This is a genomic window from Kribbella sp. NPDC031520 (assembly GCF_055580825.1).
On sequence record NZ_JBVIKS010000003.1, the window covers coordinates 421,580 to 447,557 of the forward strand.

Genomic DNA, 25,978 nt, shown 5'->3' on the forward strand with positions numbered 1-25,978 from the left:
TGGCCGTTGCTCCAGCAAGAGGCACGAGAGGAACGGCGTTGAGCCAGCCACCCTACGGTCCGCCCGGCCAGAATCCGCCGTACCCGCCTTATCAGCAGCCCCCTGGGCAGTACGGCGGCCAACCGCAGCAGTACGCGCCGCAGTACAACCCGCAGTACGGCCCGCCGCAGCAGGGGCCCGGCTTCGGCTGGGGACCCAACTTCGGGCCCGGACCGGGTGGTCCCGGTGGACCGCGCTGGCAGCCGCCGCGGAAGAAGTCGAAGGCGCCCATGATCGCGATCCTGACGATCGTCGGGATCGGCGTCGTCGGCGCGGTGCTGATCGGCCTGGTGAAGAAGGCCGCCGATGACGTCACCACGCCGCCGGTCACGCCGACCCGGTACACGCCCAAGCCGGCCCCGTCGCCCACGGGCGAGCCGTCGTCGCCGACGGCAACGGGCTCGCCCAACGAGGCGTCGAGCGAGACGATCGTGGCGAAGAACCCGATCTACACCGTCGGGCAGATGGCCTCGGTCGGCTGCCGGGAACCGAACATCAAGCCGAACACGGCGCGGAACGCGGCCGCCTACTGGGCCGCGATCAAGCCCTGCCTGGACAAGTCCTGGAAGCCGCTGGTCGAGAAGGCCGGCTTCACGTTCACCCCGCCGACGATGACGTTCTGGTCGGGGACCACGGTCTCCAACCCGTGCGCGGGTGGTGCCGTCAACGTGCCGTTCTACTGCTCGGCGAACAACATGCTGTACATGAAGGTCGACGTGTTCGTGAAGGCGTACACGGAGTACCCGGGTGATCCGATCGGCGAGGCGTACGCGCGGATGTGGTACACCCGCTCGGTCGCGCACGAGTTCGGCCACGGCGTACAGAACATGACCGGCATCCTGCAGGCCGCGAGCAAGCTGCGGTACGAGCAGGAGGACTACGCCGGCCAGACGCGGATGACGCGCCGGATGGAGCTGCAGGCGAACTGCTTCGCCGGAGTGTTCCTGGCCGTGAACAAGGCCAGCTACCCGATCAACGGCAACCTGCTCTACGTCTGGAACAAGTACGTCGTGACCGCGGGCGACAAGCCGGAAGAGGGCGACCACGGCAGCGTCGCGAGCCAAGGCCGGTTCATGGGCAGGTCCTTCATGACCGGTAATCCGGCCAGCTGCAACACGTTCTCGGCGTCACCGGCCAACGTCAGCTGACAACTCCGGTGGCGCCACCTGCCGCCAGGAGTCGATCAGGATGTCGTGCAGCTCGTCGGCGTCCTCGAGCGCGGCGAGGCGGGCTCGAACCCAGTTCGAGCCCGCTTCGTGTTTCGGTACCCAGAACTTCTCCGGCTCCGCGGCGATCAGCTCCTCGCGCTCCAGCCGCGGGCACCGGACCGCGAACGACGTCTGGTCGTCCGGCACCGTGACGAACATCCGCCCGGCGACGTCGAACGTCGGATGCCCCCAGCGTTGCTTCTCCACCGTCTCCGGGAAGGACAGCGCGATCCGTCGTACGTCGTCTGCGTCGAGCACGGTCACACTGTAGAACGTCGGCGTCCCGGCAGCAGGAGGGCGACGAACGTACCGGCGGCCACGATCGCGGCGCCGGTCCAGACCGCGGGGACGATGCCGGCCGCGAACTCGGTCGGCGATGCGTACGAGCCGGCCGAGGCGAACACCGACGCGAGGATCGCGACGCCCATCGCGACACCGACCTCGCGGATCGTGTTGTTCGTCCCCGACGCCACGCCCCGGTCGGCCTCGGAGGCGCTGTCCATCACGACACTCGCCGACGGCGCGAACGTCAGCCCCATGCCGACGCCGGCGAGGACGAACGGCGCGACCATGTCGCCGTAGTGCGTCGTCGCCGTGGTGATCAGCGCGATCCAGCCGAGCGCGGTCGCGAGGAACGCCTGGCCGATCACGATCAACGTACGCGCACCGACCCGGTCGACGACCAGGCCCGCGATCGGTGCGACCACGAGCGGCGCCGCGGTCCACGGCAGCGTCCGTACGCCGGACTGGAACGGCGTGTACCCCTGCACGACCTGGAAGAACTGCGCCAGCAGGAAGACCGACCCGAACACCCCGACCGCGAACGTGAACGCCACCACGTTCACCACGCTGAACGAGCGGACCGAGAACAACCGCAGCGGCAGCATCGGGGCGTCCGCACGACGCTCCCACGCGATGAACGCGGCGAGCAGTACAACGCCCGCGATCAGCGTGCCGAGTACGCCGGCGGACGTCCACCCGTCGTCGGCGCCGTGCACGACGCCCCAGACGATCGACAGCACACCGGACGTGGCGAGCACCAGACCGACCAGGTCGAGGCGTTTCGCCGTACCCTTCGACTCGGTCAGGACGCGGGCCGCCAGCAGTACGGCGACGACGCCTGTCGGGACGTTCAGCCAGAAGATCCACTGCCAGTTCAGGCCGTCGACGACCGCGCCGCCGACCACCGGGCCGACAGCGACGCCGAGCCCGGAGATACCGCCCCAGATGCCGATCGCGGCGCTCCGCATTTTCTCCGGGACAGCGTCCGCGAGCAGGGTCAGTGACAGCGGCATCACCGCCGCGGCACCGATGCCCTGGATCGCGCGGGCGCCGGTCAGCATCCACGGCTCGGTCGCCAGCGCGCAGGCCGCCGACGAGAGCGTGAACAGCGCGATCCCGGCCAGGAACATCCGCCGCCGGCCGAGCCGGTCGCCGATCGCGGCCGCGGTCAGCAGCAGCGCGGCGAAGGCCAGCGTGTAGGCGTTCACGAACCACTGCAGGTCGGACAGCGACGCGTTCAGCTCGTGCTTGATCACGGGCAGCGCGTTCGTCACGACCAGGTTGTCGAGCGTGACCATGAAGGTCGGGATCCCCACGGCGGCCAGCACGACACCGAGTCCGCGGGTCGCCGGTGTTGCCTGCCTGTCCTCGATGGCGGTCGACGTCATCTCTCCACCCCTTGTTGTAATTGACTGATAACAACCTCGATGACGAGAGTATGCATTGACTGATAACATGTCAACCGATGAGAGGAGAACTGGTGACTCCCAAGGTTCGGCTGACCGCCAAGGAGCGCGGCGACGAGGTACTGCAGGCCGCCGTCCAGGCGTTCGCGGCGTCCGGCTACGCGGGCACGAAGACCGACGAGATCGCCCGGCTGGCCGGCGTCTCGCAGCCGTACGTGATCCGCCTGTTCGGCACCAAGCAGCAACTGTTCCTGGCCGCTGTCGAGAGTGTCTGCGGGCAGATCGAACAGATCTTCCGCGAGGCGGCCGCCGAACGCCCCGATCTGGCCAGCCTCGGCAACAACTACCACCGCCTACTCGCCGAGCCCGAACTCCTCCTCGTCCTCATGCACGGCTTCTCCGCCAGCGGCGACCCCGCCATCGGCGACCGCGTCCGCCACCACTTCGGCAGCATCTACCACCTGATCCGCGACCTGACCGGCGCGACCCCCGTCCAAACCCGCGAATTCCTCTCCGCCGGCATGCTCATGACCGTCATGTCCGCCATGCAGGTCCTCGGCCCCAACCCCATCCCCACCCCCTGGGCCGAAGAACTAGCCAAAACCTTCGACGACGAAGAGCCGTAGAAGAACAAGCAGAAGCAGGCATTGCTGTGCCCGGTTGTCGGGCGGTCGTGGGATACTCGGCGTAGTCGATCCTGGAGGTGACGTCGTGACCGCTGACAACGCTGAACACTCGGCGCGGCGGCGTGCGATCGCGTCGGTCGACGAGCTCTTCCGGGACGCCGCTCCGGTGCGCTCCGCCGAGGACCTCGCCGAGGACGGCGTCTTCGACGACGACGAGGTGCAGGACTTCCTCACCGATCTGAGTGAGACGCGGCGGGCCGACGTCGCGTGAGCCCGCGCAGGATCATTCTCGACACCGACGTCGCTTCCTTGAGCATCAAGAACGCCCTTCCTCCGGCGTTGCTTCGCGAGCTGCTGGGCGCCCAGGTCGGCATCACCTTCGTCACTCTGGGCGAGCTGAGCCGCTGGGCACATCTCCGCAACTGGGGGTCCACGAAGACAGCTGGGCTTGAGGCTTGGCTCAGTACGCGCCCGATGCTGCCGTACAACGAGGCCGTGGCGCGGCGGTGGGGGGAGAGCTCGGCGTACGCGACCAAGCGGGGCCGCCCGCGCCCCCAGAACGACAGCTGGATCGCGGCCTGCTGTCTCGTCTATGACCTGCCGCTGGCGACGCTCAACGTGAAGGACTTCGCGGACTTCGTCGAGTACGAGGGCCTGCGGATCGTAGGGCACGAAGAAGGCTAGTTGCGGTTTGGTTTTTGGCTTGTGGTCAGCCAGATGGTGGTGGCGGTCAGGGTTGTGGCGGTGGCGGTTATGGCTAGGGAGCCGGGGAGGTTGGCGTGGTGGATCAGGGCGGCCGCGCCGGCTGCTGCGGGGGCCAGGAGTAGGGCGATGGTGCCGGGGAGCCACCAGCGGTTCAGGGCGTTGGGGTGGACTCGGGCGTAGGACGGGAGTTGGGCGGCGAAGGCGGTGGCCAGGTGGAGGGTGGCCAGGGCCATCGCGGTGAGCGTCAGGGACCAGGTGATGGTGGCGGGGGCTCGCATCAGCCAGCCAAGGGTTGTCACCAAGAGGAACAGCGTGGCGGCGACCGAGTCGGGGATGACCACGGCGGCCAGCAGGAGTGGTACGGCAAGGTAGACGACGAGGTCCAGCTGGTCCCACGGCTGCAGGGCCGGTACGACGATCGCGACCGTGCCGGCCAGCCCGATGACGAAGCGGGCCAGGAGGACCGCGCGGCTCGCCGCCCGCAACTCCGCCAGCCATTGGGTGATCTTCTCGTCGGCGGTCATACGCAGCTCCTCGCGAGCCCAGATGGGCGCTGCTCGGTGGTGCTCATGAGCGGATCCTCGGGGCGGCGGACAGGCGGGCGGCGTCTCGTAGGACCTCGTCCAGGGTCCCGGAGCCCTGCCAAGGAACGGTTGGTACGCCCAGGTCGCTCAGGCGGTCGAGGTCGCGGCGGCGTTCCAGCAGGCGCAGACGCCAGGCGAGCGGCCAGGAACGGGTGTCGTGGGCCTCGATCTCCATCGTCGACGCGACGTCGGGTGGCAACGTGTCGATCGCGATCACCGTGCAGCCGGAGTGGACCAGCGTGACGATGTAGCCGAGCATCGTCTGGCGCAGTAGCGGGCTGAGGACCAGCACGAGGCTGTCCGAACGGACCCGGTGCCGCCGGGCCAGCTGCTGTTCGTCTTGTTGGCGTCCCCGACGATCCGCGTGAACGAGCGTGTCGAGGATCCGGCGCAGATGCCCGCGCCCGCTCCCGGAACGCACGCCGCGGAACAGGCTGCCGGTGTCGATCAACCGGACCCGGTCGCCGTTGCGCAGGTAGTGTTCGGCGATCGCGGCGGCCGCGCGTACGGCAGTGTCCAGGCTCGAGGACCGCCCGTCGATCCCTTCGCTGATGCCGATCTCGCCGCCGGTGTCGACCATGATCACGACCTCGGTGTCGCGGTCCGACCAGGTCGACGTCACGTGCAGTTCCTGCGTCCGCGCCGACACCGCCCAGTTGATCCGCCGCAACCGGTCGCCGGTACGGAACGGCCGTACGCCGGCCAGCTCCGTACCCTCCCCCGGCCGCCGGGACCGGTGCAACCCCACCAGCCCGGCCGGACGCGGTACGGCGTCCACCGCCTCGAACCCCTCCCGCAACGGCAGCGTGGTCACTGCCAAAGTCCCGGCCGACGTCACCTGGACCCGGTACGCCCCGACCGCCGACGTCGCCGTCACCGTTGGCCGCTCCAACGAACGCAGTCCCCAGCGCTTGGACCGGACGCCGACCTCGAGCGTCACCTCGCCGTGCGCGACCGGTTCGGCGATCGCGGCCTGCGGCGGGTCGTACTGGAACCACGCGGTTCGCGGGAGCGCCGCGACGATCAGGTCGATGTCCGGGTCGACGGATCCGGTGTTCGAAGGAGCCACGCGCAGGCGGTACGTCGTACCCTGCCCCTCGAACAGCACGTCCGCGTCCAGCTCGGTCCGTACGTCGGGCCGCTCGTGCGGCCGGAAGTACCGCCCCCAGCCCGCGAGGAACAGCAGCGGCAACCCGAACACAGCCGCGTCCGGACGCCGCAGCAGTACGGCGGCACCGAGCAGCACCGCGGCGACGACAACCACCCGGATCTGCGCGTGGGTGGGTCTCCAAGTCATTTGACGACCGCGACCGTGGGCGGCGCCGGGACCGACCCAAGGACAGTACGAACCACAGTCGCCCCGGTCACCTCGTGCAGCCACAGCTCGGGCCGTACGGTGATCCGGTGCGCGAGCGCCGCGACGGCGACCGCCTTCACGTCTTCCGGTACGACGTAGTCGCGCCCCTGGATGACCGCGTACGCCCGGGACGTCAGCAACAACGCCAACGACCCGCGAGGCGACGCGCCCACCAGGACCTGCGAGTCCCGACGGGTCGCCGTCGCGAGGTCCACGCAGTACTGACCGACGCTGTCGTCCACCGTCACCGTCTCGACCGTACGCTGCGCCGCGAGCAGACCGGCGGCATCGGTGACCGCCTCGACCGACTGGTCCTCGGTACGGCGGCTCATCCGGCGACGCAGTACCTCCCACTCCTCGGCCGGACTCGGGTACCCGAACCCGATCCGCAGCATGAACCGGTCGAGCTGTGCCTCCGGCAACGGATACGTACCCTCGTACTCCACCGGGTTGGCGGTCGCCAGTACGTGGAACGGCACCGGCAGCGGGAACGTCTGCCCCTCGACCGTCACCTGGTGTTCCTGCATCGACTCCAGCAGCGCGGCCTGCGTCTTCGGTGGCGTCCGGTTGATCTCGTCCGCGAGCAGCAGCCCGGTGAAGATCGGGCCCGGCCGGAAGACGAACTCAGACTCCTTCTGGTCGTACACGAACGCGCCGGTGACGTCCGACGGCAACAGGTCCGGAGTGAACTGGACCCGCCGGAACTCCAGTCCGAGCGCCTGCGCGAACGACCGCGCGGCCAGCGTCTTCGCCAGACCTGGGTAGTCCTCCAGCAGTACGTGCCCGCCGGCCAGGATGCCCGCGAACACGAGCTCGAGCGCCTCGCTCTTCCCGACGATGGCCTGGCCGACCCGCTCCAGCACCTGCCGGCTCAGCTCGGAGACCTCCCCCAGCGTCAGCTCCTCAGTCACTGTCCCTCACAGGTTCTCGATGGTGTGGATCGCGTCCTCGATCTCGCCGAGCGACGCGGTGCGTCTGTCGTCACCGCTGATCAGCGCCCAGTGCCGGTCGCCGACGATGGCGCGGGCCCGGTCCGGCTCACGCGTGGGGTCGACGCCGTGCTGGTGCACCAGGCGGTCGGTGGCCAGCTCCAGCAGCAGCGGCCGGATCCGGCGCACGAAGGTCTGTGATCCTTCACCCGCGCGCCGTTCGCGGCTCGACTCCTGCAGCCAGGTGGCGAGGAACTGGGTCCGGGTGTCGCTGTTCTGGGTACGGTTCCCGGCCGTTCGGTCGTCGTGCCGGCCCGGCCAGCTCGTCTCCAGGACCTGCGGCAGCATCAGCCGGATCGCGAGCGAGATGAGACCGACGGCAAGCGCCGTCACCACGAACCACAGCGGTCGCGGCGCCATCCCGGCCGCGCCGAAGATCGCCACCAGTACGAGGCTCGCGAGCACGGACAGGCCGAGGTGCTGCAGCAGCAGCTTGTTCGGCATCCGCCGCTTCTGCTTCTCCGGCGGCGGCCCCTTCTCCTCGAGGGCAGACCATCGGTACGTCATTCGCGCACCTCCGCGGCAGCTACCGAAAGCTCCTCGCGCAGCCGGAGCAGCGCCGTACGGGCCACGGTCCGGGCCTGTTCGGTCGAGCCGTGGGTGGAGTACCGCGCCTCCCGGTACAGCTCGCCGAGCCGGATCAGTTCCGGCTCCGAGATCCCACCGACGCCGAGCACCCGGACGGTGAACTCGGCCGGCGTCTCGGACGGGTCCCGCGGTACGCCCGCCGACGCGGCCGCCTCCTCCAGCGCGACCCAGCACGCCACGACCGCGTCGGTTGCCGTACCGGTCTCGATCTGCGCGAGACCGGTGTCGACGGCCTCGGCCAGCCGCTCGGCCTTCACGCGTTCCCAGTCGGTGTCGTCGGGCTCGCGTTTCGGCAGCCGGACCCGGCGGACGATCCGGAAGATCACCAGCGCGATGAGCACGACGATCGCCGCGACGATCAGGTAGATCAGGGTCTGCCACAGCGCCAGCAGCCAGCCCGGGGTGTCGTGCTGCGGCAGGATCCGCGGCGTCGGCGTGCCCTGCGGCGTCGGCGGCGTCTGGGTGACAACCTTCGGCGGCAGCGTCCGGGGCTCCGCGCGCAGCGTGCTGTCGCTCACCGGCCGCACCGGTCCGCTCGCGGACGCGAGGACGACGAAGCCCGCCACCACGAGCCCCACGAACAGGACGACGGCCGCCGCGAGCGCACCCCTACGCTGCGTCTGCATCTGGGCAGGTTACCCCGTCAGAAGCCTGTGTCGAGGAACGGAAGCCGGGATGTGGAAAACGCTTCCGAAGCTGCGTCCAGGGAGTCTGCGGTGTGCTCAGCGACCAGACCGGCGCGACCGAGCCTCGCCAGCGAAGGGCGGCCGAGGTAGACGGCGCCCAGATCGCGGACGTCGAGCGTGAGGTCGGCGGCGCGCGAGGTCGACTCGCACGCGGCGCCGTCCGTACCGCCGGACAGGTGCCACCGGCCCGCGTTCCACGGCAGGAAGTCGTCGACGATCTCGAGCACCACGTCGACGTCCCGCGCGTACGTCCGCCCGGCGAGCGCGCGGGCGACGTCGACCGGCCGCAACCACAGGCCGTCCCGCGTGATCGCGCCCGGCGCCCGCGGGTCGAGCAGCAGGTCCAGCAGCGGGTCGTCGGACGCGAGCAGCTCGCAGTGCGTCTGGCTGAGCAGATCCGGTTCGAGCAGGTACCGCCAGAGCGCCGCATGCGCCGCGATGTCGACGGCGTGCACGCGCTGTACGTCGACGTACCCCTTCTCGGCCCGCTTGGTCCGGTAGTAGGCGAAGCCGACGAGTTCACCGTCCCGCTCGGCGACGACGCAGCGGAGCTTGGACGCGCTCGCGAGGTCACTCACGACGGTCGCGCTGATCGTGTACTCCTGCCAGCGCTCGTCGTGCTGGAACATCCCCGGGCGTTCCAGCGCGAGCCGGTTCCGCAGCTCCGCGCAGCGCGGCAGGCTCTCGCGGACGTCGACATACCGGATCCGCACGTCGTCGATGCCGTCCACCGGACGCAGCCCCCGGGACGCCTTCGGTACGACGACCTCCTGGTGATCGGCCGCCAGCCCGTACCCGAACCGCGGGTAGATCACCGGCTCGCTCGCGGTCAGCGCCGCCAGCGGCTCCCCCGCCGCGTGGACGTCGGTCAGCTGCGCACGCATCAGGTCGCGCAGGATCCCGCGCCGCCGGTGCGTCGGCCGGACCCCGACCATCGTCACGCCCGCGACCGGCAGTTGCCCGCCCGGTACCGACATCCGCTGCGAGAACGTGCCGGTGTGCCCGACGAGTTGACCGTCCTCGCTCGCGACGATGCTGCGTTCGGCTTCCCAGATCCTCCGCTCGGACTCGTACTGCTCGTCGGTCCACGGCGCGGAGAACGCCACATCCAGGAGCTCGAGGAGCTCTTCCCACCCGCCCGCGTACTTCCCGATCTCGATCGCCATGTCCCTTGCCTACCAGAAGATCGGGGCCCGCGACCGGGATTTTCGGACACGCCGTACGGGTAGACTGATGAAAACCGTTTTCATATAATGACGGCATGACCGCCCAGGCGAAAACTCCGTTGTCCTTGCTGGTGGGGCTTTCCACGACCCTGCGGGCGCCCGTGCTGGAAGCGATGACCGATGCAACCACCGTGGTCGTCGTCGTGGACCAGGACGAGCTGCCCGAGCGCGGCGTGCTGACCTGGCGGGTGCAGGACCGGTCCGGTCCGATCGACGCGGGTGAGTTCACCGTCGGCGAGGACTGCGGCGGATGCCAGTTGATCGAGTCGCTCGTGCCGTTGCTGGAGGCCCTCGTCGCTCGCCGTCACTGGAATCACGTCGTACTGGCCGCGCCAGCGGCGATGGAGGCAAGGCCCCTGGTTAGCACGCTGGTGTCGGCTTTGCCGGAGATCGTCGTCGACACGGTCACCTGCGTCGTAGACGCCGTACTGCTGGTGGAGCAACTGTCCGGCGACGAGCTGCTCGCGGAGCGCGGTCTCGCGCTGGGGTTACCGGATCGGCGCAATGTCGCGGAGCTGACGGCACGCCAGATCGAGTACGCGGACGTGTGTGTGCTGGCCAATGCGCATCGGAGTACGGCGGCCGTCCGGCTCGGGCACCTGCTGGAGCATCTGAACCCGCGGACCTCAGTGGTGCCGGCTGGTCTGTCCGGCGTACCGGACGGGCCGGTGGCGCGGACCGGGCGGTTCGACTTCGACGCGGCCGAGGCGTGGGCGGGTGAGCTCGCGACGTCCGACCGGGTTCAGCCGAGCGACGACGGCGTGACGACGGTGCTGTGGACGTCGACGCGACCCCTACACCCCGCCCGGCTGAACGATGCACTAGAGGACATCGTCAACGGGGTCGTCCGCAGCCGCGGTGTCGTCTGGCTGGCGAACCGCCCGACGCAACGGGTCCGCTGGGAGTCGGCCGGCTACAGCGCCTCCCTCGGCATGCTCGGCGAGTGGTCCGAGACCGAGCACCTCGCGGAGTGCACCGTGGTCGCGACCGGCATGGGCCTCGACCCGGCCCGCCTGCAGGCGATCCTGGACGCCTGCCTGCTGACGGAGTCCGAGCTCGCCAGCCTCGACTGGAGCGATCTGGACGACCCGTTCGCCGGGGTGTTCTAAGGCGTGTCTTAGGCCAGCAAGGGCAGGCGGCTCGCGTACGGGCCGAGCATGTCGTGGTCGGCCTCGTCGAGCGGGAGCCGACCGGTCGCCTTCAGGACGTACGTCGTGGTGTCCCAGGCGATCACGTCCCACGCCTCGGGGCCGAACAGGCCGTCGAGCGTACGGGCGGTGACCTGCAGCGCCTCCGGATCCGGCTCCGGTGCGCCGGGCAGTCCGACGATCAGGTCCAGGTGATGAACCGTTGCCTCGAGCACCAAAGTGGCGACGAAGTCCTTGGCGCTCAGGACGTGGCCCTGGGTCTCGACCCGGTGGCCCTTCGTCGCCAGCCCGGCCGCGGCCGCACGGACGGCGGCCCCGGACACCTCGCGCCAGTGCTGCACGAGCTGCGCCGGTTTCCGGTACGCCGACGCGACGGTGGTCACGAAGCTGGTGTCGCCCTGCGGCGGGACGTCCTTCCAGTACGTGACGAAGTCCCGGTCCGGCGCGACCACGGCCGGGCTGGCGAACGCGATCAGCGCGCGCTCCGCGTCGTACAGCAGATGCACGAGCAGCGGACCGACCGGCATGCCGGGGCAGCGGGTCTCGCGCCGGAAGTCCGCGTCGCTCAGCCCCTGCACCGTTTCGGTCAGCCGCCCGTAGGCCCGTCCCAGCGTCGCCGCCAACCCCAGCGGCAACGCGCCGCGCTCGGGTGCCTTCATCCCGGCCTCCTCGATCTGCTTCCTCCGAACCTAACCCGAGAAGGCGCCGAGGTGTTCCGGACCTGCACCACTCATCAACCTGCGCAGGCGGCCGATCGCCGCGACCGGCGGAGCGTGAACCGCGCCGGCGACAGCTGGTTGATGAGTGGTGGCGGACCGCCACGCCATCGCAATTGCGGCTTCGCCGCCGCCGTGAGCGGGAACCGCCCGGCGTGCGGTGGATTGTGATGGCGTGGAGGTCCGGGTGCTACGACCGAGCTGTCTCCAGGTGGGCCGCCGCGATCGCCTCGAGGTGGCTGAGGTCCGACGAGACCGTGGCGAACGTGTAGCCCTGGTCGAGCCGGAGCTTCGCGGACTCGCCGTCGAAGGTGTGGATCCCGGCCGCGATCCCCGCCTCGCGGGCGGTCCGCGCGATCAGCTCGATCGCCTCCTCGAACGGTCCGTCCACCTCGGGGTCGCCCGGGAACCGCGCACCGAGCGCGAGGCTGAGGTCCGACGGCCCGACGTACACGCCGTCCAGACCGGGCGTCGCGCAGATCTCGGCAACGTTCTGAAGGCCGGGCAGCGTCTCGATCATCGCGAGGACGACGGTTGCGTCGTTGCTGTCCGCGGGCACCGGGCCGATCCGCAACGAGGCCCGCATCGGCCCGTACGACCGCGCCCCGGCCGGCGGATACTTCGCCGCCCGCACCGCACGCGCCACGTCGACCGCACTGTCGACCAACGGCACGATCACGCCGGTCGCGCCCGCATCCAGCGCCCGCCCGATCGCCGTCGGATCATTGGCCTCGACCCGTACCAGCCCCACCGACGCCCGCGGCCCGACCGCCGCGCCCGCGTCGATCGCGAGCAACCCGGTCATCAACCCCTGGTACCCGATCAACCCGTGCTGCCCGTCCAGCACCACGTAGTCGTACCCGAGCCGCCCGATCCGCTCTGCCGCCGCCGGCGAATCCAGCGTGATCCAGTACCCGACCAGCTTCTCCCGACCCCGAACCTTCAGCGCGAAATCGTTGGCACTCATGGCCCGGACCCTACCTACACCGGCGGGACCCCGTGGCGGCGGTGGGAGAAGGTCCGGTCCTTGGACTGGGCGGCGGCGAGACGGGCGATCAGGTCGGTGCGGAGGTTCTCGGGTTCGACGATGGCGTCGATGACCAGGTCGGCGGCCAGGCGGAGGATGTCGATGTCGGTCTCGTACTCCTCGCGGAGCTTGGAGACGTACTCGACCCGTTCGGTCTCGTCGGTGATCTCCTGGATCTTGTTGTAGTACACGGCGTTGATCGCCGCCTCCGGACCCATCACCGCGATCTTCGCCGTCGGCAGCGCGATGCACGCGTCCGGCGAGAACCCCGGGCCGCACATCGCGTAGAGCCCCGCGCCGTACGCCTTCCGGACGATTACCGACACCGTCGGTACGGTCGCCTCGGACACCGCGGTGATCATCTTCGCGCCGTGCCGGATGATCCCGGCCCGCTCCACCTCGCTGCCGATCATGAACCCCGGTACGTCGCACAGGTACACGAGCGGCACGTTGAACGCGTCGCACAGCCAGATGAACCGGGCCGCCTTGTCCGCGGAGTCGACGAACAGTACGCCGCCCTTGACCGCCGGCTGGTTCGCGACGATCCCCACCACCTGGCCGGCCAGCAACCCGAACCCGGTCACGAGCTCGGGCGCGTACGACGGCTTGATCTCGAAGAACGTGTCCGCGTCCACGACCGCGTCGATCACGTCGTGGATGTCGAACCCGATGCTCTCCTCGGCCGGTACCAGGTCCCGGGTGAAGTCGCGGCCCGCTTCCGAGGCGTCGTACGACGGGGGCCGCGAACGCCACGAACCGGGCAGGTAGGAGAAGTACTGCTTGGCGAGCTCGATTGCCTCGGTGTCGTCGGACGCGAGCAGGTCGCCGCAACCGGAGACGCTGGTGTGCATCCGGGCGCCGCCCATCTCCTCCAGCGTCACCTTCTCGCCGACCACCATCTCGGCCATCCGGGGCGAACCCAGGTACATCGACGCGTTGCCGTCGACCATGATCACGATGTCGCAGAACGCCGGGATGTACGCGCCACCGGCGGCCGACGGGCCGAACAGGCAGCAGATCTGCGGGACCTTGCCGGACAGCGCGACCTGGTTGTGGAAGATCCGCCCGGCGCCGCGGCGGCCCGGGAACAGCTCGACCTGGTCGGTGATCCGGGCGCCGGCGGAGTCGATCAGCCAGAAGATCGGCAGCTCGTCGCGGATCGCGACCTCGGTGACGCGGACGATCTTCTCGACCGTACGGGCGCCCCAGGAGCCGGCCTTCACGGTCGGGTCGTTGGCGACCAGCAGCGCGGGCCGGCCGTCGACGAGCGCGCGGCCGGTGACCACGCCGTCCGCGGGCAGGCCGGGGTTCAGCGCGTTCGCGAGCTGCGCGTCCTCGACGAAGCTGCCCTCGTCGACGAGCAGCGCGATCCGGTCGCGGACGTACAGCTTGTTCTGGTTCTTCAGTTTCGCCGCAGCCTTCTCAGGCGGCGCCAGGGTTGCCTCGCGAGCGACCTTGACCTCGGTCCAGTGATCGTGGGTCATGCGGCCATCATTCCACCGGGAGCCCGAGGCTCCGCGCGATCAGCATGCGCTGCACCTCCGACGTACCCTCGCCGATCTCCAGGATCTTCGCGTCGCGGTAGAACCGGGTGACCGGGTACTCCTCCATGAAGCCGTAGCCGCCGAACACCTGGGTCGCGATCCGGGTCGCCGTCACCGCGGACTCGGTCGCGTACAGCTTGGCGACCGCGGCGGCCTGCTTGAACTCCTGCATCGAGGCCCCGGCATCCTTCAGCGCGGCGGCCCGGTACACGAGCAGCTCGGCGGCGTCGGCCATCACCTTGAGGTCGGCGATCTGGAACGCGACGCCCTGCTTACGGCCGATCGGTACGCCGAACGTCTGCCGCTCGCCGGCGTACTGCACCGACATCTCCAGGCAGGCCCGGATACAGCCGAGTGCGACCGCGCTGATCGCCACCCGGCCGTCGTCGAGCGTCGCGAGGAACTGGCCGAAACCCTTGCCGCGCTGCCCGAGCAGATTCCCCTCGGGGACGCGGCAGTTCACGAACGACAGCGGATGCGTGTCGGAGGCGTGCCAGCCGAGCTTGTCGTACGCCGCCTCCGCGGTGAATCCTGGCGTACCGCTCGGGACGATGATCGTGGAGATCTCCGGCTTGCCGTCTGCGCGCTCACCGGTGCGGGCCGTGACGGTGACCACGCTTGTGATGCTCGAGCCGGAGTTGGTGATGAACTGCTTCGAGCCGTCGATCACCCACTCGCCGTTGTCCAGTACCGCGCGGGTCTTGGTGGCGCCGGCGTCCGACCCGGACTCCGGCTCGGTCAGTCCGAACCCGGCCAGCTTGGTGCCCGCGACCAGGTCGGGCAGCCAGGTGGCCTTCTGCTCGTCGGTACCGAACGTCAGGATCGGGTTGATCCCGAGCCCGACCGCCGCCTCGAGCGTGATCCCCATCGACTGGTCGACCCGGGAGATCTCCTCGATCGCCACGCACAGGCTGGTGAAGTCGCCGCCGGCGCCGCCGTACTCCTCCGGCGCGGTCAGCCCGAACAGCCCGAGCCGCCCCATCTTCTGCACGACCTCCACCGGGAAGTAGTGCTTGCGGTCCCACTCCGCCGCGTGCGGCGCGATCTCCGCCTCGGCGAAGTCGCGAACGCTACGACGGAACTCCTGATGTTCCGCGGACAACTCGAACATGCGGCACTCCTTCGTGCTTGACGCTTACGTAAACGTAAAGCACGCTAGGCAGCATGCACAACACCCAGGTGCAGACCTGGTCGATCGCCGAACTGGCCGCCGAGTACGACGTCACGCTCCGCACGATCCGGTTCTACGAGGACCGCGGCCTGCTCACCCCCGAACGCCGCGGCACCACCCGCGTCTACCACCCCCGCGACCGCATCCGCCTGGCCCTCGTCCTGCGCGGCAAACGCCTCGGCTTCTCCCTCGACGAGATCGCCAAGATCGTCGACATGTACGACGCCGAACCCGGCGAGGAAGGCCAACTCGTCTACCTCCTGGACCAGATCACCGCCCGCCGCCAGGAACTCGAACAACGCCGCCAAGACATCGAACAAACCCTCCAAGACCTAGCCGAAGTAGAAGCCCGCTGCCACGCGGACCTACAAGCCCTCCGCACCCGCAAGGGCTGAGCAACGCCTCAGCTTTCCAGGATCTCCTTGGCGCGGTCGAGGGCGGCGACCTCGGCGTGCATCGACTGCTGCACGGGTCCGCTCATCAGCAGTTTCTTCAGGCCGGTCAGTTCGGCGGTGAGTTTGAAGGTGACCTCGGTGCCGTCGTCTACCGTGGCGAACCGGTAGTCGCCGACCGGGCGCACCGGGCCTGCGGTCACCTCGAAGGCCAGGTGGGTGTCGGGTTCGTACGCCGTCACCCGGTAGTCGGACGGGATCGCCCAGCCACCAGGACCCGCGATGCGCTGCCGGTACGTCGTACCCAGGCCGATCGGGCCGCTCCGGCTGATCTCCTTCACCGCGGGACGCCACTTCGGGGCGTTCTCGCCGTCCGCGAAGAACGTGAACACGTCCGCGGCCCGACGGTTGATCCGGACCGTGCGTTCAGCCTCAGGCATCGTGCCCCCAACAAAACCGCTAGGTGGTCTTGCGCCGCCCGAACAACCAGTACACGACCGGTCCCGCGCCGACCGAGTTGAACAACGTCAGGAACGCCGCCCACAAGGGTTTCGGCCCCCGGACCTGATCCGCCGGACGCCGGGCAAGGTCCGCGAGCGCGATCGCCTTCAGTACGCTCTCGACGACAGCCCCAGCCACCACCAGCCGCCGGCTCCGCGGACTCAGCTCATCCCACTTCTTCCCGCTCACACCCCCACGATGCTCCCCGCGCCGTCCCACAAGCAAGCACCGGCCTCGGCCCGCGCGGCGTCGTACCGGCGGAGGGCGAGGGTGGCGAGGCGGGGGTCGGGCGCCAGGGGTGGCGTGACGAGGTGGGGGCCGGCGTGGCGGTGGACGAGGGTGTTGAAGAAGCCGGGGGCCAGCAGGTACTTCGCGATGGCGAGGCGGCCAGGGGTACGGGCGACTACGGCGGGGAGGCGATCGCCGGCGCCGGAGATGTAGCCGATGTGGACCGGGCGGTCGACCCGCTGGGCGAGGAGCGTGGCCGTTGTCTCGCAGTCGGCGAGGGCGCGCGGGTCGGACGAGCCGGCCGCGGCCAGGACTACCTGGTCGATGCGCGACAGGTCGCCGAGGCGGTCGGCGAGGATTTCGACCAGTACGGGGTCGGGGCCGAGGGCTGCAGCGGCGTGGACGCGACCTGGGTACCGGCGGGCTTCGGCGGCCACGTCGACGTACACGTGGTAGCCCGAGCTGAGCAGGAGCGGTACGACAACTGCCTCGTCCACGTCGGTGGTGATGCGGCGCACGAGGGACGGCAGCGCAGGCGTGAGGACATCGACGAAGCCCAGCGAGATCGGGAGGTCCGGGCGTTGCCGGGCCATCTGGCGGACCAGCTCGTGGACGACCGCGATCCCAGCAGGATCAGCCGTTCCATGGGCCACCGCGACAAGGTCGGTCATGTAGGAACTCCCGCCGGTTCGACGGCCAACCGATAACCACGTCGTACGACCGTCCGCACCAACTCAGGCCGTCCGACCGCCGTACGCAGGCGGTTCACCGTCACCTCCACCGCGTGCACGTCCTCCGCACCTGGCAGCACCGCCAGCAGCTCCGGCCGCGACACCACGTCCCCACCGGCCGCGACCAACGCAGCCAGGACGGCCCGCGGACCAGGGCCCAACGGCAGTACGACGCCGTCGAGCACCGCCGCGCCGCCGCGGATCACCAGCTGTCCGAACGTCGTCTCGATCGAGCGCGCGTTGTCGTCGGTGAGCCGATCCGTCACGATCCGGATCAACGCCCCCAGCCGGAACCGGTCGGGCACCAACGGCTCCAACCCCAACGCCACAAAGGGTCCTGCCGTCACCGGGCCGACGCATGCGTTCAGCACCCGCCCGGTCCGCAACGCCGCCACCAACTCGTCGTACTGGCCGTTCAGCGCCGCCGCGTCGAGCATCGCCTGCGCACCCGGCGCCGACGTGTGCACGACGGCATCGACCGTCCCGCCGCACACCTGCGAGATCATCCGCTCGACCACCACCGGATCCGGCGCCGGCCCCCACCGGTACACCTCCAGCCCCCGCACCGAAGCACCCGCTGACCGCAACGCCTCCTGCAAAGCAGGGTCCGACAACCCGTGCAGCTGTACGACGATCTTCCGGCCGCCGACACCCTGCTCCCGCAGCCAGTCCACGACCTCGGCCGTCGTCTCGGACCGCGCCGACCAGTGCTCGACCAGCCCGGCCGCCCGGATCGCGCCGCGCGCCTTCGGACCGCGGGCCAGGATCCGCGCCTGGTCCAGCGTCCCGAGCAGCTCCGCCGCAAGCCCCGCGGTGTCGGCCGCCTCGACCCACCCGCGGAACCCGACGGCCGTCGTCACCACCACGTCGTCCGGCGGGTTCGCGATCACCCGCCGGGTCGCCTCGAGCAGCGCGTGGTCATCGGCGACCGGCACGATCTGCAGCGTCGGCGCGTGCAGCACCTTCGCGCCGCGCCGTTCGAACGACGCGACCAGGTCGTCCGCGCGCCGGTGCGCGGTGACCGCGATCGTGCAGCCGCTGAGCGGCCCGTTCCTAGTGGTCACCCGAACCCACCACGACCTGACCGTCGCGAACCGTCACCGGGTAGACCGGCAGCGACACCGACGGATCGTCCAGGCACACTCCGGTCCGCAGGTCGAAGACCTGCTTGAACATCGGCGACGCGACCGTCGGTACGTCGCCGCGGCTGCCGACGATACCCCGCGACATCACGTTCGCCCCGCTGAACGGATCCTGGTTGCCGAGGGCAAACACCTGGTCGTCGTGGGTACGGAACAACGCGATCTGCGCGTCGCCGAGCAGCGCGGCGACGCCACGCTCCGGCAACAGCGCGTCGAAAGCGCACACCACCGTCGAACCAACAGCCGCGATAGTCATCGGCGTACCTCCAGTCGGGGGCCGGCCAGCAGTACCGGCTCGAGCTGCCCGCGTTCGGCCGGGGTGGCCGGGCGCGGCTGGTTGCGCTCGACCACGTACCGCAGGTCGGCGTCGGGCTGGTCGGGGGCGTTCACGAACGACACGAACCGGGCCAGCTTGTCGGGGTCGTTCAGCGTCGCGCGCCACTCGTCGACGTAGGTGTCGACGTGCCGCGCCATCGCGGCGTCCAGGTCGGCGGCGATCCCGAGGCTGTCGTTGAGTACGACGTCCCGCACCTGGTCGAGGCCGACCTCGCGCAGCCACACCGACGTACGCTGCAACCGGTCGCCGGTGCGGATGTAGTACATCAGGAACCGGTCGATCGCCTGGAACAGCTCATCGTCGGTCAGGTCCGACGCGAGCAGCTCGGCGTGCCGCGGGGTCATCCCGCCGTTGCCACCGACGTACAGGTTCCAGCCCTTCTCGGTCGCGATCACGCCGACGTCCTTGGCGCGCGCCTCGGCGCACTCGCGCGCGCAACCGGAGACGCCGAGCTTGAGCTTGTGCGGCGACCGCAGCCCGCGATACCGCAGCTCGAGCGCGATCGCCATCCCGACCGAGTCCTGGACGCCGTACCGGCACCAGGTGGAGCCGACGCAGGACTTCACGGTCCGCAACGCCTTGCCGTACGCGTGTCCCGACTCGAACCCGGCGTCGACGAGCCGCTTCCAGATCGCCGGCAGCTGCTCGATCCGGGCGCCGAACAGGTCGACCCGCTGACCGCCGGTGATCTTCGTGTACAGCCCGAAGTCGCGCGCCACCTCGCCGATCGTGATCAGCCCCTCGGGTGTGATCTCACCACCGGGGATCCGCGGTACGACGGAGTACGTACCGTCCTTCTGCATGTTCGCCATCACGTGGTCGTTGGTGTCCTGCAGCGTCGCGCGCTCGCCGTCCAGGACGTGCCCGGCCGGGTCGATGCTGGCCAGGATCGAGGCGACCACCGGCTTGCAGATGTCGCAGCCGCGGCCGGTGCCGTGCCGTTCGACGATCTCGCTGAAGGTCCGCAGCTCGGTGATCCGGACCACGTCGAACAGCTCGGCGCGGGACAGCGCGAAGTGTTCGCAGAGCGCCTTGCTGACCTCGACACCGGCCTTCGTCAGCTCGGTGTTCATCAGCGTCTTCACGATCGGCAGGCAGGAACCGCAGCTCGTGCCGGCCTTGGTACGTCCGCACACGGACTTGATGTCGGTGCAGCCCTCGTCGCGTACGGCGCACCGGATCGTGCCGGCGGAGACGTTGTTGCACGAGCACACCGGCGCGTCGTCCGGTAGCTCGAGCTGGACCGGCGCGGCGCCTTCGGGCAGCAGGAACGCGGCCGGGTCGGCGCCGAGTTCACGGCCGACCATCGGGCGGAGTCCGGAGTACGCCGACGCGTCGCCCACCAGGATGCCGCCGAGCAGGGTACGGGCGTCGTCGGACAGCACGAGCTTCTTGTAGACCCCGGCCACCGGGTCGGCGTACACGATGTCCAGCGCGCCTTCGGTCGTACCGAACGCGTCACCGAAGCTCGCGACGTCGACGCCGAGCAGCTTCAGCTTCGTCGACGTGTCCGCGCCGGGGAACGTCGCCTCGCCACCCAGCAGGCGGTCGGCAACGATCTCCGCCATCGTGTAGCCGGGGGCAACCAGTCCCCAGACCCGGCCGTTGATACAGGCAACTTCACCGATCGCCCACACGCCGGGCACCGAGGTCCGGCAGGCGTCGTCCACGACGACGCCGCCGCGCTCCCCGATCTCCAGCCCGGCCGCGCGGCCGAGCTCGTCGCGGGGACGGACGCCGGTCGCGAACACCACCACGTCGGCCGGCAGATCGGGGCCGTCGGCAACCGCCATCGCCCGCGCCGCGCCCTGGGTGGTCAGCTTCACCCGCTGGCAGGCGGTCTCCGTCAGGACCTCGACGTCGAGGCCCTCGATCAGCCGGGACAACGCGGCGCCGCCGCCCTCGTCCACCTGCAGCGGCATCAGCCGCGGCGCGAACTCGACCACCTTCGTCGCCGCACCCAACGCCTGGAGCGCACCGGCTGCTTCCAGACCGAGCAGGCCACCGCCGACGACCACACCGCTGACCTGGCGGCCCTCGCTCTTCAGCCGCTCCACGTACACGCGCAGCGCGGCCACGTCGTCCACCGTCCGGTAGACGAAACAGCCCTGGGCGTCGTTGTTCTTGACCGGCGGGACGAACGCCGACGAACCGGTCGCCAGGACGAGTTCGTCGTACGTCACCTGCTCGCCGCGGGACGTCGTGACGGTCTTCGCGGTGGTGTCGATCGCGGTGATCCGCACGCCCTTGCGGAGGTTCACCGCCGGGTCGTCCCACAGGTCCGGGTCGCCGAGCGCCAGGTCCTGCGGGTCGCGGCCGGAGAAGTAGCTCGTGAGCGCCACCCGGTCGTACGGGAGCCGCGGCTCCTCGGCGTACACGGTGATCCGGTAGTCGATGTTCGTGTCACGCTGCCGGAGCGCTTCGACCAGCCGGTGGGCGACCATTCCCCCGCCGACCACCACCACATGCTTGGCCTTGTTCAGCTCTGCCATCGTCGCCCTCCTGCTCGGGACTGGTTCGGTCTCGCCGCGCCGGAAGCGGTCGAGCAGTTCGCCGACGGCGCCGGTGCAACTCCCGCACCCGGTCGTCGCCCGCGTCGTGGCGGCGATGCCGTCGACACTGTCGGCACCACCACGCCAGGCCGCCTCGATCGCGACCCGCGTCACTCCGTTGCACCGACACACCGTCGGTACTTTCTTCTGCTGCCGGCCGTCTTCGGTTGCCTCCAGCAACCCGTCCGCCAGCACCGGCGTCCCGCGGTCCGCCAGCAGCACCAGCTCGGCCGCGACCTCCGGCGCTCCCACCGCCACCGCCGCACGCACCACGCCGTCCCGGAGAACAGCACGCACGTACCGCTGGTCGTCCTCCAGCCGGACAACTTCGCCGGCTTCGTCCTTGTCCCCCAGTACGAGTACGTCGAGGCCGCCCGCGGTCACCCGTACGACCTCGTAGTCGGGCACCTGGACCGGCTGTCCGGTGAGATGCTGGGCGAGCGCCTCCGCCTGCAACCACGCCGACTCGACGGTGCCGCCGACCCGCCCGTCGAGCTCCGCACAATCCCCGATCGCATGTACCCGCTGGTCGTCCACACTCGTGAACGTCCGATCGACGACGATGCCGGTCCGCACGGTCAGCCCGGTCGCGAGCTCGGTCCGCGGCCGTACTCCACAGGCGAGGACGACGAGATCGCCGTCCACGCGTTCGTAGGTGCTGTTGAGCAGTACGTCGACGCCGAGCCGTCGTACCGCGCGGGTCACTCGGCGCCCGGCCGACGCGCGAACGGTCTTGTCCAGCAGCGTCGCACCGTCATGTACGAGCGTGACGGCGACACCTCGTTCGCGCAGTGCGCAAGCCGTCTCGACGCCCAGCACGCCGCCGCCGAGTACGACGGCCCGCCGGGCAGCTCCCGCCGCCGCGACCACCGCATGCGCGTCATCCACGGACCGGAGCAGCAACCCACCCTCGGCCCCGACCGGCACCACCGGAGCGGCACCGGTCGCGAACACGAGATGGTCGTACGGGTACTCCCGGCCCTCAGCGTCCACAACGACCCGTCGCGCACGGTCCACCCGGGTCACGCGCGCCACCGGCTCGTTGCCGACAGCAACCTCTGCGCGGCCGGCGACGTACTCCGTCAACCGGCTCCGGTTGTACGACGGTTCGTCGCCGAGCACCGTCACGTCGTACGACGGCAACAGGTCGGCCAACCGCCGCCCGGCCATGCCGCCGCCGATGATCACGACTCTCATGCCGGCACCCCCGTCGCACCCAGTTCGGCCGCCGTGAGCTGCACCGCGCACGCCTTGAACTCGGGCATCCGCGACACCGGGTCGAGCGCGTCGTTCGTCAGCTCGTTGACTGCCTCCGCCCCACCGAAGTGGAACGGTACGAAGACGGTGTCCGGGCGTACGTCCGGCGTGATCCGGGCCGGCAGCACCATCGACCCGCGCGCGGTCCGCAACCGCACCGGGCGCCCGTCGCCGATCCCCAGCTGCGCCGCCACCCGCGGATGCACCTCCGCGTACACCTCCGGCTCGGCCGCCGCCAGCTCCGGCACCCGCCGCGTCTGCGCCCCGCTCTGGTAGTGCTGCATCAACCGGCCGGTCACCAGGTACAGCGGCGCCGCCCCGTTGAGGTCGTCCGCCACCGGCCGATGATCGACCGGTACGACGTGCGCGCGCCCGTCCGCGGTCGGAAACCCGTCCGCGAACAACCGCGGCGTCCCCGGATGCCCCTCGTGCGGAACCGGCCAGAACAGCTCCTCGCCGGCGTCCAGCCGCGCCCACGTGATCCCGGAGTAGTCGGCCTTCCCGCCCGCGCTCGCCCGGCGCAGCTCCTCGAACACCTCGGCCGGATCGGTCGGGAACCCCGGGACGCCGAGCCGCTCGGCGATCCCCGCGAACACCGCAAGATCGCTCCGCACCTCGCCCGGAGGCGCCACCGCGGCCCGCCGTCGCAGTACTCGGCCCTCGAGGGACGTCATCGTCCCGTCCTCCTCGGCCCACTGCGTCACGGGAAACACCACGTCCGCGAGCAGCGCGGTCTCGGACGGCACCACATCCGCAACCACCAGCAGGTCGAGCGCCGCCAACCGCTCCCGTACCGACGCAAGGTTCGGCGCCGACACCAGCAGGTTGCTCCCGTGCACGAACAGCGCCTTCGGACCGTCCGCCGTACCGAGCGAGTTGATCAGCTCGACCGCACTCTTCCCCGCCCGCGGCAACTCCTCCGCATCCACACCCCAGACGCCGGCCACAAAAGCTCGCGCCGCAGGGTCCTCGATGCTCCGATAGCCCGGCAGCTGATCCGCCTTCTGCCCGTGCTCGCGGCCGCCCTGCCCGTTGCCCTGCCCGGTGATACACCCGTACCCACTGCCCATCCGCCCGGGCAGCCCGAGCGCCAACGCGAGGTTGATACACGCCGTCACCGTGTCGGTGCCCTTGCTGTGCTGCTCCGCTCCGCGTCCGGTGAGGATGTACGCGCCGGCGCCACCATGTACGGGAGCAGCCGCCGCGAGTACCCGCGCCGCCCGCCGGATCGTCGCGGCGGGCACACCAGTTACCCGCTCCGCGCGCTCCGGCCACCAGGAGGCAGTCGAACGAATCAGCAAGTCAGGGTCATCGACCCGTTCACCCAGGAATGCCGTGTCGGCAAGGCCTTCCTGCAGTACGACGTGGGTCAGGGCCAGGAGCAGTGCCAGGTCCGTACCAGGAGTTGGCTGTAGGTGGATGCCGTTGTTGTCATCCGTGAGACCTGCGGTGGCGGAGTGACGCGGGTCGACGACCAGAAGTCCACCCGCGTCCCGTGCGCCCTGCAGATGCGCCACCGCCGGTGGCATCGTCTCCGCGAGGTTGCTTCCGACCAGCAGTACGGCGCCCGCACCGCCTAGATCGGCCAGCGGGAACGGCAGCCCGCGGTCGATCCCGAACGCGCGGTTCGTCGCGGCCGCCGCCGACGACATGCAGAACCGCCCGTTGTAGTCCACGTTCGCCGTCCGCAGCGCGACCCGCGCGAACTTCCCCAACGCATACGCTTTCTCGTTCGTCAGGCCACCGCCGCCGAACACCGCCACCGCGTCGTGACCGTACCCGTCCTGCAACGACTTGATCCGCGAAGCGACGAAGTCCAAAGCGGCGTCCCACGTCGTCTCCTCCAGTTCGCCCGCGGCGTTGCGGACGAGCGGCACGGTGAGCCGGTCCGGCACCGTGAGAACGTCGGGAGCCGTCCAGCCCTTGCGGCACAACCCACCCCTGTTGGTGGGGAAGTCCCGTGGCTGCACCTCCACTGCACCCGGTCGCGCGACCGGGTGCAGCGTGGTGGCGCACTGCAGAGCGCAGTACGGACAATGCGTCGGTGTAGCTGTCACACGTGCTCCCGGCTGAGCGGGCCACCCTTGCGCAGGTAGCAGAAGTACGTGACCGCGAGACACACCACGTAGAACCCGCAGAACACGTACAGCGCCGGGACCAGCGAGCCGAAGTGGCTCGTCGACATCGCGAAGCCCCGCGGTACCAGGAAGCCGCCGTACGCGCCGACCGCGGACGCGATGCCGATGCAGGCGGCCGCCTCACGCCGGGCGCGACCCGAGTCGTCCGGCGTGGTGAGCCGGAAGACCGCCGGAATCATCCGGTACGTCGATCCGTTCGCGATTCCGCTGGCCACGAACAGGACCAGGAAACTGCCCAGGAACGCCGGAAAGCTCTTCGCGTTGAGTGAGAAGATCGCGGAAATGATTCCGAGCCCCATCACCACGAACGAGCAGACGGTGACCCAGGCGCCGCCGACCCGGTCGGCCAGCTTGCCGCCGAACGGCCGGGAGACCGACCCGACGAGCGCACCGAGGAACGCGTAGTGCGCCGGGGTGACGCCCGCGAACGTGGTCTTGATCAGCAGCGGGAACGCCGCACCGAACCCGATGAACGACCCGAACGTACCGATGTAGAGGAACGAGATCACCCACGTGTGCGGACGCTTGGCGGCAGCGATCGAGGTCCGGAACGACGAGTTCGCGACCGAGAGGTTCGCCATCGCCTTCCAGGCCCAGAACGCGGCCAGCACGATCAGCGGCAGCCACATCAGGCCGGACCGGTTCAGCGTCAGCCCCGCACCGGCGACGATCACGATCGGCACCACGAGCTGGACGACCGCGACCCCGAGGTTCCCGCCGGCCGCGTTCACGCCGAGCGCGAACCCCTTTTCCTTCTCCGGGTAGAAGAAGGAGATGTTCGTCATGCTGCTGGCGAAGTTTCCGCCGCCGACGCCCGCGGTCGCCGCGACCAGGGCCATCAGCCAGAACGGGGTGTCCGGCTGCGTCATGAAGTACGACAGCCCGGCCGTCGGGATCAGCAGCAGCAGCGCGGAGAACGTGGTCCAGTTCCGCCCGCCGAACCGCGGTACGGCGAACGTGTACGGCAGCCGCAGCGTGGCGCCGACCAGGCTCGGCAGCGCGACCAGCCAGAACAGCTGGTCCGTGCTGTAGGTGAAGCCGGCCTTCGGCATCGACACCACGACGATGCTCCAGAGCTGCCACACCGAGAAGCCGAGGAACTCGGCGAAGATCGAGGGCCACAGGTTGCGCCGCGCGACCGCACGACCCTTCCCGGCCCAGAACGTGGCGTCCTCGGGATCCCAGACATCGATCCAGCGCCCGCGTCGGGGGGCCTCGACCGTGCCGACCGCGCCACTGCCTTCGCGGTTGGCGACAGTCGCTTGTCCTGCCTCGAGCGTCATCGCAAGTCTCCGATCATCCGACCTCATCGATTAGGCCTGGACGTTATGACCGGGGTGTTTCCGCGTAGTCATCTTGTTGTTACGCCGCCGAAACGGCTCCCGCACACCCTTCGCC

At 69.9% G+C, this 25,978-nt stretch carries 26 protein-coding genes; 6 read left to right on the forward strand and 20 right to left on the reverse strand.

Features of this window, described 5'->3' with window-relative positions; genetic code table 11:
* Positions 1–38: 38 nt before the first annotated feature.
* A complete protein-coding gene (locus ACZ5BU_RS17410) occupies positions 39–1,187 on the forward strand; it encodes a neutral zinc metallopeptidase (protein WP_465699991.1) in 1,149 nt (382 codons plus the stop codon).
* On the opposite strand, the gene ACZ5BU_RS17415 is transcribed toward ACZ5BU_RS17410, so the two are convergent.
* The gene (locus ACZ5BU_RS17415) at positions 1,167–1,505 is read right to left on the reverse strand and encodes an MmcQ/YjbR family DNA-binding protein (RefSeq protein ID WP_465699992.1); all 339 of its coding nucleotides are present in this window, start codon (positions 1,503–1,505) and stop codon (positions 1,167–1,169) included. The genes ACZ5BU_RS17410 and ACZ5BU_RS17415 overlap by 21 nt on opposite strands.
* A gap of 2 nt (positions 1,506–1,507) precedes the next feature.
* Positions 1,508–2,917, reverse strand: a complete 1,410-nt coding sequence (locus ACZ5BU_RS17420; protein WP_465699994.1) for an MFS transporter — start codon at positions 2,915–2,917, stop codon at positions 1,508–1,510.
* A 92-nt stretch (positions 2,918–3,009) separates the two neighbouring features.
* Here ACZ5BU_RS17420 and ACZ5BU_RS17425 point away from each other — a divergent pair, with 92 nt between their 5' ends.
* The 3 genes from ACZ5BU_RS17425 (at position 3,010) to ACZ5BU_RS17435 (ending at position 4,245) form a co-directional block, all read left to right on the forward strand.
* Positions 3,010–3,561, forward strand: a complete 552-nt coding sequence (locus ACZ5BU_RS17425) for a TetR/AcrR family transcriptional regulator (protein WP_465699996.1) — start codon at positions 3,010–3,012, stop codon at positions 3,559–3,561.
* 85 nt (positions 3,562–3,646) lie between these two features.
* Positions 3,647–3,832 carry a hypothetical protein gene (locus ACZ5BU_RS17430; RefSeq protein ID WP_465699998.1) on the forward strand — a complete coding sequence of 62 codons (186 nt, stop codon included), beginning with the start codon at positions 3,647–3,649 and terminating at the stop codon, positions 3,830–3,832.
* A complete protein-coding gene (locus tag ACZ5BU_RS17435) occupies positions 3,829–4,245 on the forward strand; it encodes a hypothetical protein (RefSeq protein WP_465699999.1) in 417 nt (138 codons plus the stop codon). The genes ACZ5BU_RS17430 and ACZ5BU_RS17435 overlap by 4 nt, the downstream gene beginning before the upstream one ends.
* Here ACZ5BU_RS17435 and ACZ5BU_RS17440 read toward each other — a convergent pair.
* From ACZ5BU_RS17440 to ACZ5BU_RS17465, 6 genes are read right to left on the reverse strand one after another with little or no spacing between them, the layout of a single operon-like run.
* Positions 4,242–4,790: a hypothetical protein gene (locus ACZ5BU_RS17440; RefSeq protein ID WP_465700001.1), complete on the reverse strand. Its 549-nt coding sequence runs from the start codon at positions 4,788–4,790 to the stop codon at positions 4,242–4,244. The two genes, ACZ5BU_RS17435 and ACZ5BU_RS17440, sit on opposite strands and share 4 nt — an antisense overlap.
* Before the next feature lie 43 nt (positions 4,791–4,833).
* Entirely contained in the window at positions 4,834–6,147 is a 1,314-nt protein-coding gene (locus tag ACZ5BU_RS17445; RefSeq protein ID WP_465700002.1) for a DUF58 domain-containing protein, read from the reverse strand.
* The gene (locus ACZ5BU_RS17450) at positions 6,144–7,118 is read right to left on the reverse strand and encodes an AAA family ATPase (protein ID WP_465700003.1); all 975 of its coding nucleotides are present in this window, start codon (positions 7,116–7,118) and stop codon (positions 6,144–6,146) included. Before ACZ5BU_RS17450 ends, ACZ5BU_RS17445 begins: the two co-directional genes overlap by 4 nt.
* A 6-nt stretch (positions 7,119–7,124) precedes the next feature.
* A complete protein-coding gene (locus ACZ5BU_RS17455; protein ID WP_465700005.1) occupies positions 7,125–7,703 on the reverse strand; it encodes a hypothetical protein in 579 nt (192 codons plus the stop codon).
* Positions 7,700–8,410: a DUF4129 domain-containing protein gene (locus ACZ5BU_RS17460; RefSeq protein ID WP_465700006.1), complete on the reverse strand. Its 711-nt coding sequence runs from the start codon at positions 8,408–8,410 to the stop codon at positions 7,700–7,702. Before ACZ5BU_RS17460 ends, ACZ5BU_RS17455 begins: the two co-directional genes overlap by 4 nt.
* A gap of 17 nt (positions 8,411–8,427) precedes the next feature.
* The gene (locus ACZ5BU_RS17465; RefSeq protein ID WP_465700008.1) at positions 8,428–9,636 is read right to left on the reverse strand and encodes a GNAT family N-acetyltransferase; all 1,209 of its coding nucleotides are present in this window, start codon (positions 9,634–9,636) and stop codon (positions 8,428–8,430) included.
* Positions 9,637–9,731: 95 nt separating this feature from the next.
* On the opposite strand from ACZ5BU_RS17465, the gene ACZ5BU_RS17470 reads away from it, so the two are divergent.
* A complete protein-coding gene (locus ACZ5BU_RS17470; protein WP_465700009.1) occupies positions 9,732–10,805 on the forward strand; it encodes a CobW family GTP-binding protein in 1,074 nt (357 codons plus the stop codon).
* 8 nt (positions 10,806–10,813) lie between these two features.
* Here ACZ5BU_RS17470 and ACZ5BU_RS17475 read toward each other — a convergent pair whose 3' ends face one another.
* From ACZ5BU_RS17475 to ACZ5BU_RS17490, 4 genes are all read right to left on the reverse strand, one after another.
* On the reverse strand, positions 10,814–11,503 hold the full coding sequence (locus tag ACZ5BU_RS17475; RefSeq protein WP_465700010.1) for a maleylpyruvate isomerase N-terminal domain-containing protein: 690 nt from the start codon (positions 11,501–11,503) through the stop codon (positions 10,814–10,816).
* 247 nt (positions 11,504–11,750) lie between these two features.
* Complete coding sequence (locus tag ACZ5BU_RS17480; protein ID WP_465700012.1) at positions 11,751–12,527, reverse strand: HpcH/HpaI aldolase family protein; 777 nt, start codon at positions 12,525–12,527, stop codon at positions 11,751–11,753.
* A gap of 14 nt (positions 12,528–12,541) precedes the next feature.
* Positions 12,542–14,071 (reverse strand): acyl-CoA carboxylase subunit beta, encoded by a 1,530-nt coding sequence (locus ACZ5BU_RS17485; protein WP_465700013.1) that lies wholly within the window; start codon positions 14,069–14,071, stop codon positions 12,542–12,544.
* A 7-nt stretch (positions 14,072–14,078) separates the two neighbouring features.
* Positions 14,079–15,242, reverse strand: a complete 1,164-nt coding sequence (locus tag ACZ5BU_RS17490; protein WP_465700014.1) for an acyl-CoA dehydrogenase family protein — start codon at positions 15,240–15,242, stop codon at positions 14,079–14,081.
* Positions 15,243–15,295: 53 nt separating this feature from the next.
* Here ACZ5BU_RS17490 and ACZ5BU_RS17495 point away from each other — a divergent pair, with 53 nt between their 5' ends.
* Entirely contained in the window at positions 15,296–15,697 is a 402-nt protein-coding gene (locus ACZ5BU_RS17495) for a MerR family transcriptional regulator (protein WP_465700016.1), read from the forward strand.
* Between the two features lie 8 nt (positions 15,698–15,705).
* Here ACZ5BU_RS17495 and ACZ5BU_RS17500 read toward each other — a convergent pair whose 3' ends face one another.
* Genes ACZ5BU_RS17500 through ACZ5BU_RS17535 form a run of 8 tightly spaced genes read right to left on the reverse strand, consistent with a single transcriptional unit; the run spans position 15,706 to position 25,863 of the window.
* On the reverse strand, positions 15,706–16,134 hold the full coding sequence (locus ACZ5BU_RS17500) for an SRPBCC family protein (protein WP_465700018.1): 429 nt from the start codon (positions 16,132–16,134) through the stop codon (positions 15,706–15,708).
* Positions 16,135–16,153: 19 nt separating this feature from the next.
* Positions 16,154–16,384: a DUF5652 family protein gene (locus ACZ5BU_RS17505; RefSeq protein ID WP_465700020.1), complete on the reverse strand. Its 231-nt coding sequence runs from the start codon at positions 16,382–16,384 to the stop codon at positions 16,154–16,156.
* Positions 16,381–17,094, reverse strand: a complete 714-nt coding sequence (locus tag ACZ5BU_RS17510; protein WP_465700022.1) for a sirohydrochlorin chelatase — start codon at positions 17,092–17,094, stop codon at positions 16,381–16,383. Before ACZ5BU_RS17510 ends, ACZ5BU_RS17505 begins: the two co-directional genes overlap by 4 nt.
* On the reverse strand, positions 17,091–18,218 hold the full coding sequence (locus ACZ5BU_RS17515) for a uroporphyrinogen-III synthase (protein ID WP_465700023.1): 1,128 nt from the start codon (positions 18,216–18,218) through the stop codon (positions 17,091–17,093). Before ACZ5BU_RS17515 ends, ACZ5BU_RS17510 begins: the two co-directional genes overlap by 4 nt.
* Complete coding sequence (gene nirD / locus ACZ5BU_RS17520) at positions 18,208–18,552, reverse strand: nitrite reductase small subunit NirD (protein WP_465700025.1); 345 nt, start codon at positions 18,550–18,552, stop codon at positions 18,208–18,210. The genes ACZ5BU_RS17515 and nirD overlap by 11 nt, the downstream gene beginning before the upstream one ends.
* Entirely contained in the window at positions 18,549–22,382 is a 3,834-nt protein-coding gene (gene nirB / locus ACZ5BU_RS17525) for a nitrite reductase large subunit NirB (protein ID WP_465700027.1), read from the reverse strand. Before nirB ends, nirD begins: the two co-directional genes overlap by 4 nt.
* Positions 22,379–24,499 (reverse strand): molybdopterin oxidoreductase family protein, encoded by a 2,121-nt coding sequence (locus ACZ5BU_RS17530; RefSeq protein ID WP_465700029.1) that lies wholly within the window; start codon positions 24,497–24,499, stop codon positions 22,379–22,381. Before ACZ5BU_RS17530 ends, nirB begins: the two co-directional genes overlap by 4 nt.
* Entirely contained in the window at positions 24,496–25,863 is a 1,368-nt protein-coding gene (locus tag ACZ5BU_RS17535; protein WP_465700031.1) for an MFS transporter, read from the reverse strand. Before ACZ5BU_RS17535 ends, ACZ5BU_RS17530 begins: the two co-directional genes overlap by 4 nt.
* Between the last annotated feature and the right edge of the window lie 115 nt (positions 25,864–25,978).